The sequence below is a fragment of the Ramlibacter tataouinensis TTB310 genome, from assembly GCF_000215705.1.
Lineage (GTDB): Bacteria > Pseudomonadota > Gammaproteobacteria > Burkholderiales > Burkholderiaceae_C > Ramlibacter > Ramlibacter tataouinensis.
On the sequence record NC_015677.1, the window covers coordinates 2,287,718 to 2,301,473 of the forward strand.

The window sequence follows — 13,756 nt, forward strand, 5'->3', positions numbered from 1 at the left end:
CTGCGGCTGCCGGTCTTGGATTTGCCTTTGCTCATGGGGTGCTCCTTTCGAGGTCAGGTGCGCCCCATTCTGGGCGGTCCTCCAGAGCAGGCCATCGGACCTGCGACGCCCATCGCGTAGGAAGCGCCTGATGCACAGCGTGCGTGCTTCAACCACACGCCGCGTTTCGTCATTCATGCACCGCCAGGGTGGACACGGCCCAGTCGAGTCAGGCCGACTGGCCTGTAACAGGGAGGCAGTCCCGTCCGCACGCGAGCCGGACGGACTGCGCTCAGGGTCGAACGTCCGGATCGAATCGCATCCCGAGTTCCCCGGCCTGGCGGGCGTCGAACGCGATGCAGCTGTCGTCGTACTGGAACCCATGCACGCCGCCGCGCACCGTACCGGCCGAGGTGCTGCCGAAGAAGCCCGCCCACGGATCCGGAAGTGCCGGTGCATCGGGCATGGCGAGCCACAGGCGAAACAGCATGCGCTTCTTGGCGGGGTGTTCGTCGTCCTGGAACTGCGTGCGCGAGTGCAAGGCCGTGTAGTTGCTCAGTATCTGCAGGTCACCAGGCTCGAGGCGCATCAGGTACATCACCTGCGGCCTGCGCAAGATCGCGTCGAGGAGGTCGATCGCTTCCTGCTGGCGCGCGTTCAAGGGCGGTGCATCCGGCAGCTTGGTCGCATTGACGACGCGATTGCGGTTCCAGAAGCAGAACAGGCCGCCGTCGTGTTCTGCGTAGACGGGATTCACATGCACCGGCGGCTTGCCCTCGCCCTGTTCGCCCTGGCGGCTGAAGCGGAACGGCTCCTGCAGGACAGCCGCCAGGTCAGGCCGCTCCTCGCGCAGGATGCGAAAGGCAGTGACGGCGCTGCTGCACATGCTGTCGCCGCCGACAGGCGCCTGGTTGTAGCAGCTGAGCAGGACGACGTCGGAGCCGTCGACGTGGAAGTCCAGTTCCGCGTTGGACGAGTAGCCGCGGCCCCCGGCGCTGCGGTAGACGGTGCCGACGTCCATCACCTTGTTCATGTAGCGGCTCTGCTTGTCCTGCGGCCGCGCCACGCCGAAGTGCAGGCCGATGCCCCACGTCAGCAGTTCGAACTCCTCGGGGCTGAGGCCCTCGCGCGGCAAGCCCTTGATCAAAGCCACGCCAAGGCCGTGCTGCGCTTCGTCGAAAGCGCGCCGGATGCGTGCAAGAGCGGCCTCGCTGAAGGGGAAATCGCTGCGGCGATAAGCCAGCAACGACTGGCCTGGAACCATCGCCGCTTTCACCACCCGCGCCATGCCGGCCCGTTCGGCGTGGTCAAACTGTGTGATCCAGCGTGTGTCGCCTTCCAGGTCCGCGGCGAGCCAGGCGGCCGCGTCGCGGCCGGCTGGGGGTGTTTTCCAGAGCGCGCTCATGGGTTGGCCCTTTCATTCCAGCGGAAAACGCTTGGCCAGGGCATCCATGCGCTCGACTTCCTTCTGCACGATGGTCGCGAACTCGGCCGAGGTGGTGCCAAGCGCTTCAGCGCCCAGGGTGCCGAAGGTCTTGCTCGTCGCCTCGCCTTTCACGGCCTTGGCCACCGCCGAGGCGATGCCGTCCGCGACGTTCTTCGGCGTGCCTTTGGGTGCGAACAGGCCGTACCAGGTGATCGTGTCCATGCTGGGGAATCCGGCTTCGACCGCGGACGGAACGTTGGGCGTCACGGAGGCCCGCTTGGAGCCGAGCGTCGCCTGGATCTTCAGCGCGCCGCTCTTGTAGTGCGGCAGGGCGGCCGTCACGCCCATGATCGCCATGTTCACGTTGCCCGCCAGCAGATCCGTGATGAGCTGACCGCCACCCTTGTAATTGACGACCACCATATTGTCCAAGCCTGCCTCGACCGCCAGTTGGCGCGCCTGCAATCGCGCGACGCTTTCCGTCGTGCCGAAGGAGCACGGCTGCGGCGACGCCTTGCAATGGCGCACGACCTCGGCCAGTGTCTTGCCTGGCAGCGAGGGGGTGGTGACGAACACGCCGGGCAACTGGGAAAACACCGAGACCGGCACCAGATCCGGCACCGGGTCGAAACCCTTGGACGCCGGAATGTGCTTCATCACCGCGATGGAGTTGATCTGCACCAGCAGCGTGTGGCCATCCGGCTTCGCAGCCATGACCTTCTTGGTGCCAATCAGGCCGTCGGCGCCGGGCACGTTCTCGATGACCACGGACTGGCCCCAGACCTTGGCGAGTTCCTGCGCGACGGCTCGGGCCTGCGCATCGGTGCCGCCGCCGGGACTGTAGGGCACGACGATCGTCACCGTGCGGTCGGGTTTCCAGTCGGAGGTCTGTGCGATGGCCACCAGCGGGGCCAGCGCCAAGGCGGGGATGAGCAGCGCCAGGGCGCGTCGATCAAGGAAAGCGGACACGGGTTGTCTCCTGTGTGTGGTTCGAAGGAAAGGTACGGCTCTCAAGGCCGTTCAAGGGCGGCTGCCGGCCATGCCCACGGGCGGCGGATCCGGTCCTCGCGTTGCCACGTGCGGATGGCGTCGTCGTGCTGCAGCGTGAGCCCGATGTCGTCGAGCCCCTTGAGCAGGCCCTCGCGCCGCAGCGCGTCGACGGTGAACGGGACGGTGCTGTTGTCCGGCGTGCGCAGCACGCACTGCTGCAGGTCGACGGTGACAGGCGCGCCGCCGGCACAGGCGGCCGCCAGCCGTTCCACCGTGGGTGCCGGCAGCCTGATGGGAAGCAGGCCGTTCTGGAAGCAGTTGCTGAAGAAGATGTCGCCGAAGCTCGGCGCGATGACGCAGCGGACATCCAGCCCCATCAGCGCCCAGACGGCGCCCTCTCGCGACGACCCGCAGCCGAAGTTGCTGCCTGCGAGCAGGATGGGCGCGCCGCGGAACGGGGGCTGGTTCAGCACGAAACCCGGGTCCTCGGATCCGTCGGCGCGAAGGCGCAGCGCCTCCAGGGCGTAGGGACCGAGCTCGTTGCGGCCCAAGCTGGTGAGGCGCTCGATCCGGATGATCACGTCGGTGTCGACGTTGTCGCGCATCAGCGGCGCTGCCGGCCCCACGACGGTCGTGAAAGGGGTCATCGGAGTGCCCTCGGGTCGATGATGCAGCCGGCGATGGCTGCGGCCGCAGCGACGGCAGGGCTGGCCAGGTGCGTGCGCGCTCCCGGACCCTGCCGGCCAACGAAATTCCGGTTGGACGTGGAGACGGAACGCTGGCCGGGCGGCACCTGCTCGCCATTGGCCGCGACACACATGCTGCAACCGGGCTCGCGCCACTCGAAACCGGCCTCGGTGAAGAGCCGGTGCAGGCCCTCGGCCTCCGCCGCCCGCTTGACGATCTCGGAACCGGGCACGACCCAGGCCTTGACGCCCGAAGCCACTTTGCGTCCACGGGCAATCTGGGCGGCGGCGCGCAGGTCGGAAAGCCGGGAGTTGGCGCACGAGCCGATGAACACCCAGTCCACCGGCGTGCCGGCGATGGGCGCGTTGGGCTGCAGGCCCATGTAGGCCAGTGCGGCCGCTCCCTCCTGCGCGCGCGGGCCCAGCGTGGCGGGGTCGGGAACAGCAGCGTCGATGGCGATGGCGTGCTCCGGGCTCGTGCCCCACGTCACCGTGGGGGCGACCTGCGACGCATCGATGGTCTCCTCGCTGTCGAACACGGCGTCGGGGTCCGTCGTCAACTTGCGCCAGTACGCAGCGGCAGCTTCGAAAGCGGCACCTTCGGGAGCCCAGGGCCTGCCCGCCACCCAGGCGATGGTGCGCTCGTCGGGCGCAACCAGCCCGAATCGCGCGCCAAGCTCCACGGCCAGGTTGCACAGCGTGAGGCGCGCTTCCACTTCCAACGCCTCGATGGCGGGGCCGGCGAACTCGACGGCGTGGCCCACGCCCGCGGCGGCGCCGAGCCGGCCGATGATGTGGAGCGCCAGATCCTTGGCCGTGACACCGCTGGCCAGCGTGCCTTCGCAGCGGATGCGCATGCGGCGCGGCTTCTGCTGGCGCAGGGTCTGCGTCGCGAGCACGTGGACGCTCTCCGAGGAACCGATGCCGAACGCCAGCGCACCGATGCCGCCGTTGGTGCAGGTATGGCTGTCAGTGCAGACGACCGAGAGGCCCGGCAGGACGATCCCCAGCTCGGGCGCCATCACGTGCACGATGCCCTGCCCGGGCGCGCCCAGGTCGAAGAACTGCACGCCGGCCGACTTCGCCCCGTCCCGCAGGGCGGCATGCAGGCGCCCGCCGAGCGGGAACGTGGTGGCGACGCGGCCCGGCTGGCTCGAGACCGCATGATCCGGCGTCGCGAAGGTCAGCCCCGGGTCGTGCAGCTCCAGGCCGCGCGCGGCAATCTCCGCGAATCCGGGGCCGCCACCCAGGTCGTGCATCAAGTGGCGGTCGATGTGCAGCAGCGCCCACCCATCGCCGAGGTCGCGCACCACGTGCGCGTCCCACAGCTTGTCGAACAGGGTCCGTCCGGCCATGTCAGACGCCTGGCGCGCCGGCGTTGAACCGGGTGCGCAGCTCGTTCCACTCGTCCGCCCCGAAGCGGCGGAACAGCTCGCCGACCGTGGAGCCCGCCTGGGGCGGCATGCCGGTCTCGCGCAGCTGCTTCAAGGCAGCGTCGCCCGCCTGCAGCGCCGCCACCAGCATGAGGCCCGGGACGATCGCGAGCTTGTAGCCCATCTCCTCGGCGTGCCGCATCTCCAGGCTCGGGGTTTTCCCGCCGGGCACCACGTTCAGCAGGCAGGGACCCTTCACACGCTTGGGCACCGCCGCCATCTCCTCGGCGGACTGCACCGCCTCGACGAATGCCATATCCGCGCCGGCGTCGAGGGCGGCGTTCGCGCGCCAGATAGCCTCTTCGAAGTCGCGGGTCGCGCGCGAGTCGGTGCGGGCGATGATGAAGAAATCGGCCGTGCGACGCGCCTCGACCGCGGCGCGGATCTTGGAGACGAAGTCCTCGCGCGGAATGACGACCTTGCCGTCGAGGTGCCCACAGCGCTTGGGCGACACCTGGTCCTCGATGTGCACCCCGGCGATGCCGCGCGCCTCGTACTCGCGCACGGTGCGGGTGACGTTCAGCTCGTTGCCGTATCCGGTGTCGGCGTCGGCGATCAACGGGATCGCGACCGAGCGCGCCATCACCGCCGCGTTCTCGACCATCTCGCTCATGGTGAGCAGGCCGAAGTCGGGATAGCCACGGGCGGCCGAGGTGCCGGCCCCCGTCATGTAGACGGCGCCGAAGCCTGCCTGCTCGATCATGCGGGCGCCGATGGCATCGTAGGCACCCGGGGCGACGAGCATCCCGCTGGTGGCGAGTTGCTGGCGCAAGGAGGGGGAGCAGGTCATGGGTTTGTGCTCTGTTGTTTGGTGGTTATATTATTAGTATAACTACGACCCGCGTCAAGTGAGCAAACCCCTTGCAACACAACGCCCTGCTAAGCTCGACCGAGATCCGCCGTGCGGCCTGCAACCATGAATCCACCGCAATCCATCGACTCCGCCCCCGCGCTGCGCGCCGCGGGCACCGCCTTGCACCGCCAGCTGTTCATGGTGCTGCGCGACGAGATCGCGCGGGGCGTCTATGCGGCCACGGGCGCCCTGCCGAAAGAAGAGGCACTGGGTGAACGCTTCCAGGTGTCGCGCATCACCGTGCGCCGGGCGCTCGCAGACCTCGCCGCCCTTGGGCTGGTGGAGCGGCGCCACGGGCTGGGCACGTTCGTGAAGGCAGCCCCGGACATGGCGCGCGAGACGCCGAGCCTAGGCTTCATCGATTCGCTGCGGCAGGTCGCGTCCGACACGCAGGTCCAGGTGCTGCAGGTGGAACGTGTCCCGCCGCCGCCGATGGTGTCGGCCTTGCTGCAGATCGCGGCGGGCGAGGCGGCCCTGCACGCATTCCGGTTGCGCAGCGTCGATGGCGTGCCGGTCATGATCACCGAAGCCTGGGTCCCGGCGTTCGTCGGCAGGCGCGTGACCACGGCCCGCCTGCGCAAGCTCCCGCTTTACCAGGTGCTGCAGGAAGAAGGCGTGAAATTCGGGCGCGTCGTGCAGGAGCTCACGGCACAGGTCGCCTCGCCCGACGTCGCCCGGTCCCTGCAAGTGGAGGTCGGCTCCCCGCTGCTAAAGCTTGTCCGTCTGATGCACGACGTCGAAGCGCGTCCCGTGCAGCACCTGACGGCGCTGCTGCCGCCGGAGCGCAGCCGGGTGCTGATGGACATCCCCGGCGACAAGGTCAACACGCTGGACGCCGGGCAGGTGGTACACGACGTGGGCTTGCCCCGGCGGGGTGGCGCAGACAGGTCGCAGAAGCGGCGGTGAACTGCTCGGCAGTGTCGACAGGACAGGGGTGTTGGTGACAAGGAATCGCTCCTGGCCGGAAGCACACCCTCAGCTCTGGCTGTCGCGGCAGTGAGCCGTCTACTGCGGCTCCAGCCCCACTTTCTTCACCAGCGCCGCATACCGCGCCAGCTCCTTGCGGAAGGTGGCCTGCGCCTGCTCGGGCGTGCCGATGGCGATGGTGTTGCCCTGCTTGGCCATGGCTTCCTTCACCGCCGGGTCGGCGAAGGCGGCCACCACGGCCTCGTGCGTCTTCTTCACCTGGGCCGGGCCCAGCCCCTTGGGGCCGATCACGGCGAACCAGCCGTCCACGGCGTAATTGGCCAAGCCCTGCTCCGCGAAGGTGGGGATCTCGGGCGCGGCGGGCGTGCGCTGAGGCGACATGACGCCGATGGCGCGCAGCGCGCCGGACTTGATGTGCTGCTGCACGCTGGGCAGCGACAGGGTGGCGAAGTCGATCTGCCCGCCCAGCAGGTCGTTCACCATGGGGCCCACGCCCTTGTAGGGGATGTGCCTGGCCGTGGCGGCAGCGCTCGCCTCGTCCAGGTAGATCTCCGTGGCCAGGTGCAGGATGGTGCCGTTGCCGCCCGAGCCGTAGTTGAAGCTGCCGGGCTTGCTCCTGAGCAGCGCCGCGAACTCGCGGTGGCCGGCGGCCGGCACCTTGGCCGCGTTGGCCACCAGCACCAGCGGCGTGGCACCCACGATGGCGATGGGCGTGAAGTCGCCCGGCATGTCGAAGGGTAGCGACTTCAGCACGCTGGGGAAGATCACCACGTTGTTCGACACCATGGACAGCGTGCTGCCGTCCGGCTGCGAGCGCGCCAGCGCCTGCAGGCCCAGCACGCCGCCGGCGCCGGCCTGGTTCTCCACCACCACCGAGGTGCCCAGCGCCTTGGCCAGGCCGGGCTGCGCCGCGCGAGTGATGGCGTCGATGCCGCTGCCGGTGGCGTTGGGCAGGATGAACTTGACGGTGCCGCCCTGGGCGCGCAGGGCCAGGGGCAGCAGGCCCGCGGCCGCGGCGACGGCGACCGCGCCGGCGCGCAGCACGCTGCGGCGCTGGGGGTGAAAGTGGGTGGGGGTCATGCTTGTCTCCTTCGGTTTGGGTGTGTCGTGGGTGGATGCGCCGCGTCAGGCCACCACGTGGCGCGCCCGCAGGGCGGCGATGTCGCCTTCGGCGTAGCCCAGCTGCTGCAGCAGCTCGAACGTGTGCTCGCCCATCATCGGTGGGTGCAGGCGCACGCCCAGGCGCTCGCCGGCCATCGTGATCGGGAACAGCGCGGCCTTGGCCGTCTCGCCGGCCCTGCGGCCGTCGGTCAGGCGCACGTCGGCCAGGCCGCCGGTGGCCTGCAGGTGCGGGTCGTCGAACAGTTCCTCGGGCTTGCGGATGGGCGCGAACGGCAGGCCCTGCCGCTCGAAGATGGCGGCCAGCTCAGTGGCGCTGCGCCGGGCCAGCCGCTCGCGCAGCACGGGCAGCAGGCGCGGGCGCAGGCGCACGCGGTCGTTGTTGGTCGCATACGCCGCATCGGCCAGCAGGTCGCCATAGCCCAGCGCGCTGCAGAACACCTTCCACTGCGTGTCGCTCACCGCGGCCAGGAAGATCTGCTCGCCATCCTTGACGGTGAACACGTCGTACACGGCCCAGGCCGAGATGCGGTTGGGCATGGGCTCGGCCGCCTGGCCGGTGATGGCGTACTGCAGCATGTGCTGGCCCACCAGGAACACGTTGTTCTCGTACAGCGCCGACTGCACCTCCATGCCGCGGCCGGTGATGCCGCGCTGCACCAGCGCGCCCAGCGCACCGATGGCGCCGAACATGCCGCCCATGATGTCGTTGACGCTGGTGCCGGCGCGCAGCGGGTCGCCGGGCCTGCCGGTCATGTAGGCCAGGCCGCCCATCATCTGCACCACCTCGTCCAGCGCCGTGCGGTGGTCGTACGGCCCGGGCAGGAAGCCCTTGAGGCTGACGCAGATCAGGCGCGGGTTGGCGGGCGACAGGCTGGCGTAGTCCAGGCCGTACTTGGCCATGGTGCCGGGCTTGAAGTTCTCGGCCACCACGTCCGCCCGGGCGCACAGCTGGCGCGCCACCTCGGCCCCCTCGGGGCTGCGCAGGTCCAGGGCGATGCTCTTCTTGTTGCGGTTGAACATGGGGAAGAAGCCTGCGCCCGCGCCCAGCAGGTGGCGCGTGCGGTCGCCCTCGATGGGTTCGACCTTCACCACCTCGGCGCCCATGTCGGCCAGCACCATGCCGCAGGTGGGGCCCATCACCATGTGGGTGAACTCGACCACCTTCAGGCCTTGCAGCGGCTGCGGCACCTGCCCGCTCATGCCGCCACCTCCTCGCGGCGCAGGGTCTTGGGCAGACCGGCGCGCCACAGCGATCCGTGCAGCGGCTCGCCTTCCAGCCAGTGGGCCAGCCGGCCGCGCAGCGCCAGCAGCGCGTCGAAGTCCAGTCCGGTGGCGATGCCCATGCTGGCCAGCAGGTAGGCCAGGTCCTCGGTGGCCACGTTGCCGCTGGCGCCGGGCGCGTGCGGGCAGCCGCCGATGCCGCCCAGGCAGGCGTCCAGCCGCACGATGCCCAGCTGCAGCGCGGCATAGCAGTTGGCCAGGCCCAGGCCGCGCGTGTCGTGGAAGTGCGCGGTATCGAAGCGCTCGCCGGCCACGCGCAGCACCTGCTCGAACAGGCGCGTCACCATCGCCGGGTCGGCGTAGCCCACGGTGTCGGCGATGCTGATGCGCTCGGCGCCGGCGTCCAGCACGGCCTGCACCAGGCGCACCACTTCCGAGGCCGGCACCTCGCCCTGCAGGGTGCAGCCCAGCGCGGTGCTGATGCCCACCTCCAGCACGGTGTGCGAGCCGGCGGCGTCGCGCGCGGCGCGGATGCGGGCGATCTCGGCCACCACGTCGTCGGGCGTCTTGCGCAGGTTGGCCAGGCTGTGCGCGTGGCTGGCCGACAGCGGCACCAGCATGGCGTGCGCCTCTTCGGCGATGGCGCGCTCGGCACCCTTGAGGTTGGGCACGAGGACGGAGGCGACCAGGCCGGGCAGCGTTCTGGCATGGGCCAGCACTTCGGCGGTGTCGGCCAGCTGCGGCATCAGCCGAGCCGGAACGAAGGAGCCGACTTCCAGCTCGCGCAGGCCGGCGGCGTGGGCGTCGCGGATCCACGCCAGCTTGGCGGCGGTGGGCACGGTGCGCGGGATGATCTGCAGCCCGTCGCGCAGGCCGACCTCGCGGATCGTCACGGCGCGCGGCAGGGCCTGCAGCAAGGCGGAGGGAGGGTTCATGGCGCAAGTCTAGAATTTCCGAACCGCCACGACTGCGCCATTTTGGAAGCCTTCGCTTCCAGGCAGGAACACCACAGCACCCACCCGCCCGTGAGCGACCTGGACCTCACCACCTTGCGCCTGTTCGTCTCGGTCTGCGAGCTGGGCAACATCGCGCGCGCCGGCGAGCGCTCCCACATCGTCGGCTCGGCCATTAGCAAGCGGCTGGCGCAGCTGGAGCACCAGCTGGGCACGCCGCTGCTGGTGCGCAAGCGCCATGGGGTGGTGCCCACTCCGGCCGGGCAGACGCTGCTGGAGCACGCGCGGGCCATGCTGGAGAGCGCCGCCCGCATCGAGACCGACATGCAGAGCTACGCGGCCGGCGCGCGCGGCCAGGTGCGCATCCTGGCTTCGGTGTCGGCCATGACGGAATCACTGGCCGACGACGTGGCCGGCTTCCTGCAGATGCCGGCGCACCGCAGCATCCAGGTGGACATGGAGGAGCACGTCAGCCCCGAGATCGTGCGCGGCGTGCGCGAGGGCCTGGCCTCGCTGGGCGTGTGCTGGGACGCGGCCGACCTGGGCGCGCTGCAGTCCCGGCCCTACCGCAGCGACCACCTGTGCATCGTGGTGCCCGGCCGGCACCCGCTGGCCGGGCGCAAGTCGGTGCGCTTCGAGCAGACGCTGGACTTCGAGCACGTGAGCCTGCCGGTCAACAGCGCGGTGCAGGTGATGCTGCAGCGGCGCGCGGCGGCGCATGGCCGCTCGCTGCGCCGGCGGGTCATCGTCAGTAACTTCGAGGCCGCCCTGCGCGTGGTGCACGCGGGCCTGGCCATCAGCGTGGTGCCGCGCGAGGTGGCCCAGCTCCAGGCCGCCGCCTACGGCCTGCGCCTGGTCCCGCTGGCCGAGCCCTGGGCCGAGCGGCGCTTCATCGTCTGCTTTCGCGACGCGCAGCTGCTGTCCTCCGCCGCGCAGCTGCTGCTGGAGCACCTCGCGTCCAAGCACGCCGCTGCCGGGTGACGGCCGGCCGGACTACGGCGCCGGCCTGATCCGGCTCAGCAGCAACGTCAGCTGGGCGGGGTCCACAGGCTTGACCAGGTGCTGGCTGAAGCCCGCGGCCAGCGCCTCGGTGCGGTCGTGCTCGCCGCCGTACCCCGTCACCGCGACCAGCACGGCACCGGCGGTTTCCGCGTGCGACTTCAGCTGCCGGGCCAGCTCGTTGCCGTCCATGTCCGGCAGGCCCAGGTCCAGCAGGCACACGTCCGGCGGGTCGACGCGCGCCCGCTCCAGCGCCTGCCGCGCATCGTGTTCCACCTGGACCTGGTGGCCATCCGCTTCCAGGAACATCGCCAGCATGTGGGCGGCGTCGGCGTTGTCGTCGACCACCATGACACGCAGCCGCTGCTGGATGCTCTGCGGTGCAGCCTCGGGCAGCTGCGGCGCGGGTGCCGCGACCTGCGCGCTCACCAGCGGCAGGCCGACGCTGAAGCAGCTGCCCTTGCCTGCGCCTTCGCTGCTGCAGTGGACGCTGCCGCCATGCAGCTCCACCAGGCTCTTGACCAGCGCCAGCCCGAGGCCCAGCCCGCCGGACGAACGGTCTGGGGTGCGCTCGGCCTGGGCGAACAGCTCGAAGGCGCGCGCGGCCAGCTCCGGCTCCATGCCGATGCCGTTGTCGATCACCTCCAGCACCACTTCTTGGGCGCCCCGCACCTGCGTGCGCAGCTGGATGCGGCCGCCCTCGGGCGTGTACTTGGCCGCGTTGTTCAGCAGGTTGGCCATCACCTGCACCAGCCGCTTGTGGTCGCCATAGACCACGGCCGTCTCGGGCGACAGCTGCAGCGCCAGCTCGTGCCGCCGGGTGCGCAGCAGCGGGTCGACCTGCTCCACCGCGTCCATCACGATGTGGCGCACGTCCAGGGGTTCCTTGTCCAGGGTGGCGACGCCCCGGGTCACGCGGGACACGTCGAGCAAGTCGTCCACCAGGTGCGTCATGTGGTCGACCTGCCGGGCGATGATCTCGCTGGTCTTTCGCACCCGCGGCTCGGCCACGTCGATGCGCTTGAGCAGCTCGGCCGCCGACCGGATGGGTGCCAGCGGGTTGCGCAGCTCATGGGCCAGCATGGCCAGGAACTCGTCCTTGCGCTTGTCGGCTTCCTTCAGCTTGCCGAAGGCGCGCCTGAGCTCCTCCTCGGCCGTCTTCAGGTCGTGGATGTCGACATTCACCCCGCTCAGCGCATAGGGCTGCTGCGGGCTGGCGCGCGACCAGTCCGCCCGGACGTGGAACCAGCGGCAGCTGCCGTCCTTCTTGCACAGGCGCACGTCCATCACCAGCGGTTCGTCGGCGCCGCTGGCGCGGGCCGTTTCAAACCTCCGGGCGACCAGTTCCCGGTCCTGCGGATCCACGAAGGCCATCCATTCGGGCAGGCTCATCGTCGTAGGGCCGTGGGCGTGGCCCAGCAGGCCCAGGAAATCGGCGGACACGTCGATCCGGTCCGACGCCGGGTGCCAGGTCCACATGCCTGCGTTGGCGGCATGCAGGATGCGGCGGATCTCCTCGCGCTCGTTGACGCAGCTCTCCAGCAGCTTGTGGTCGGTCAGGTCCATCGTGACCTTGGAGAACCCGACCAGCTGCCCGGTGCGGTCGCGCAGCGCCGTGAGCGCGATGCGTGCCCAGAACAGGCGGCCGTCCTTGCGCCTGCGCCAGCTTTCCTCGCGGTAGAAGCCGTGCTTGCGGGCTTCGCCCAGGTTGTGCTCGGGCCAGCCGCGGGCCCTGTCTTCTTCGGTGTACAAAAGACCTAGGTGGCTGCCGATCGCATCCTGGGGTGTGTACCCCTTCATGTCCTCGGCCGCGCGGTTCCAGGTGGTGATGATGCCTTCGGTGTTCATGAAGAACACCGCGACTTCCTTGATCTCCTCCGTCATCAGGCGGTGGAGTTCAGCCAGCTCATGCTCGGGCAAGGAGGTGGCCAGGTATTGGTTCGGCAAGTGCTCCTCCGAGTGGGGCCGGTCTCTACTGATGACTTATCCTAGAAAGGCACCGCTGGCGATCGTGTAGGAACAATCCAGGATGTAACGTCCGGCGCTGCCCCTTGCAGCGCGGGCCGGGGCCGCCATCTACGGCTGCGCAAGCCCGTCGGGCCGTCATGAAAGTTTTTGCCATGTGGAAACGTCTGACCCTGTTGTGGACCGTGCTGCGCGGCGACGCGCGCCAGCTGTGGCGCGCGCTGCGCCATCCGGCGTCGCCGGGCTGGCTGAAGCTGGGCACGGCGCTGATCGCGATGTACCTGCTCTCGCCGGTGGACCTGGTGCCCGACGTGCTGCCCTTCATCGGCGTGGTGGACGACCTGGTCCTGGTGCCGCTGGCGATCCGCTGGCTGCTCAGGCGGCTGCCGCCGGACATCGCGCAGGCCACGGCCAGGCGCTGAGCCACGGGCGCCGGGCTGCGCCGCGGGCCGCTATCCTTGTGCGACCTTGCCGTCGCAGGAGGATCCCATGACCGAGCAGCCCCGCTTTGAGCTCTACAGCTATTGGCGCACCTCTGCCACCTACCGCGTGCGCGTGGCCCTCGCGCTCAAGGGCGTGGCGCGCCGCGAGCGGAACGTCGATGTGGACGCCGGCGAGCAGCGCAGCGAGGCCTTTCTTAAGCTCAATCCGCTGGGCGGGCTGCCGGTGCTGGTGGACCTGCAGGCGCCGGGCGCGGCGCCGCTGACCCAGTCGCTGGCCATCCTGGAGTTCCTGGAAGAGAGCTACCCGACGCCTGCCTTGCTGCCGGCAGGCCTGCACGCGCGGGCCCGGGTGCGTTCCATCGCGGGGATGTGCACCGTCGACACCCACCCGCTGATCACGCCGCGCGTGCGCAAGTACCTCGCGGGCGAAGGCCGGTTCGACGACGCGGCCTGGCGCGCCTGGCAGACGCACTGGTTCGGCACCGGCCTGCGCGCCGTCGAGCAGCGCCTGGCCGGCGACGCGGCGACGGGCACCTACTGCCACGGCGAGACCGTCAGCCTGGCCGACATCTGCCTGGCCAGCATCATCGCGGTGATGCGCGTGTTCAAGATCGAGGTCGCGGGCATTCCCACGGTGGACCGCATCATGGCCGCCTGCGAGCAGCTGGAAGCCTTCCGGCAGGCCGAACCGCGGCGCCAGGCCGGCGCGCCGCCGGCCTGAGCCGCCGCCAATCTCCCTCCTAGTCCTACACGCTGCCG

The 13,756-nt window shown here is 70.0% G+C and carries 13 protein-coding genes; 4 read left to right on the top strand and 9 right to left on the bottom strand.

Going from position 1 to position 13,756, the window contains the following annotated elements:
* Positions 1-271 precede the first annotated feature (271 nt).
* From RTA_RS11075 to RTA_RS11095, 5 genes are read right to left on the bottom strand one after another with little or no spacing between them, the layout of a single operon-like run.
* On the bottom strand, positions 272-1,384 hold the full coding sequence (locus RTA_RS11075) for a TauD/TfdA family dioxygenase (protein ID WP_013901491.1): 1,113 nt from the start codon (positions 1,382-1,384) through the stop codon (positions 272-274).
* Between the two features lie 12 nt (positions 1,385-1,396).
* Positions 1,397-2,374, bottom strand: coding sequence for a tripartite tricarboxylate transporter substrate binding protein (locus tag RTA_RS11080; RefSeq protein ID WP_013901492.1), 978 nt, complete (start codon positions 2,372-2,374; stop codon positions 1,397-1,399).
* Between the two features lie 41 nt (positions 2,375-2,415).
* Positions 2,416-3,042, bottom strand: coding sequence for a 3-isopropylmalate dehydratase small subunit (gene leuD, locus RTA_RS11085; RefSeq protein ID WP_013901493.1), 627 nt, complete (start codon positions 3,040-3,042; stop codon positions 2,416-2,418).
* Entirely contained in the window at positions 3,039-4,436 is a 1,398-nt protein-coding gene (leuC, locus tag RTA_RS11090; protein WP_013901494.1) for a 3-isopropylmalate dehydratase large subunit, read from the bottom strand. The genes leuD and leuC overlap by 4 nt, the downstream gene beginning before the upstream one ends.
* Position 4,437: 1 nt before the next feature.
* Positions 4,438-5,304 carry an isocitrate lyase/PEP mutase family protein gene (locus tag RTA_RS11095; RefSeq protein WP_013901495.1) on the bottom strand — a complete coding sequence of 289 codons (867 nt, stop codon included), beginning with the start codon at positions 5,302-5,304 and terminating at the stop codon, positions 4,438-4,440.
* A 126-nt stretch (positions 5,305-5,430) separates the two neighbouring features.
* On the opposite strand from RTA_RS11095, the gene RTA_RS11100 reads away from it, so the two are divergent.
* The gene (locus RTA_RS11100; protein WP_013901496.1) at positions 5,431-6,273 is read left to right on the top strand and encodes a GntR family transcriptional regulator; all 843 of its coding nucleotides are present in this window, start codon (positions 5,431-5,433) and stop codon (positions 6,271-6,273) included.
* Positions 6,274-6,372: 99 nt separating this feature from the next.
* Here the strand turns inward: RTA_RS11100 and RTA_RS11105 are convergent, their stop codons facing one another.
* Genes RTA_RS11105 through RTA_RS11115 form a run of 3 tightly spaced genes read right to left on the bottom strand, consistent with a single transcriptional unit; the run spans position 6,373 to position 9,572 of the window.
* Positions 6,373-7,374 carry a Bug family tripartite tricarboxylate transporter substrate binding protein gene (locus RTA_RS11105; RefSeq protein WP_013901497.1) on the bottom strand — a complete coding sequence of 334 codons (1,002 nt, stop codon included), beginning with the start codon at positions 7,372-7,374 and terminating at the stop codon, positions 6,373-6,375.
* Positions 7,375-7,419: 45 nt separating this feature from the next.
* Positions 7,420-8,616, bottom strand: a complete 1,197-nt coding sequence (locus tag RTA_RS11110) for a CaiB/BaiF CoA transferase family protein (RefSeq protein WP_013901498.1) — start codon at positions 8,614-8,616, stop codon at positions 7,420-7,422.
* The gene (locus tag RTA_RS11115; RefSeq protein ID WP_041675370.1) at positions 8,613-9,572 is read right to left on the bottom strand and encodes a hydroxymethylglutaryl-CoA lyase; all 960 of its coding nucleotides are present in this window, start codon (positions 9,570-9,572) and stop codon (positions 8,613-8,615) included. Before RTA_RS11115 ends, RTA_RS11110 begins: the two co-directional genes overlap by 4 nt.
* Positions 9,573-9,662: 90 nt before the next feature.
* On the opposite strand from RTA_RS11115, the gene RTA_RS11120 reads away from it, so the two are divergent.
* Complete coding sequence (locus tag RTA_RS11120; protein ID WP_041675372.1) at positions 9,663-10,571, top strand: LysR family transcriptional regulator; 909 nt, start codon at positions 9,663-9,665, stop codon at positions 10,569-10,571.
* A 12-nt stretch (positions 10,572-10,583) separates the two neighbouring features.
* Here the strand turns inward: RTA_RS11120 and RTA_RS19780 are convergent, their stop codons facing one another.
* Complete coding sequence (locus tag RTA_RS19780; protein ID WP_013901501.1) at positions 10,584-12,536, bottom strand: hybrid sensor histidine kinase/response regulator; 1,953 nt, start codon at positions 12,534-12,536, stop codon at positions 10,584-10,586.
* 173 nt (positions 12,537-12,709) lie between these two features.
* Between RTA_RS19780 and RTA_RS11130 the strand changes: the two genes are divergently transcribed.
* On the top strand, positions 12,710-12,976 hold the full coding sequence (locus tag RTA_RS11130) for a YkvA family protein (protein WP_041675374.1): 267 nt from the start codon (positions 12,710-12,712) through the stop codon (positions 12,974-12,976).
* A 67-nt stretch (positions 12,977-13,043) separates the two neighbouring features.
* The gene (gene maiA, locus RTA_RS11135; protein WP_013901503.1) at positions 13,044-13,718 is read left to right on the top strand and encodes a maleylacetoacetate isomerase; all 675 of its coding nucleotides are present in this window, start codon (positions 13,044-13,046) and stop codon (positions 13,716-13,718) included.
* The last annotated feature ends 38 nt before the right edge of the window (positions 13,719-13,756 follow it).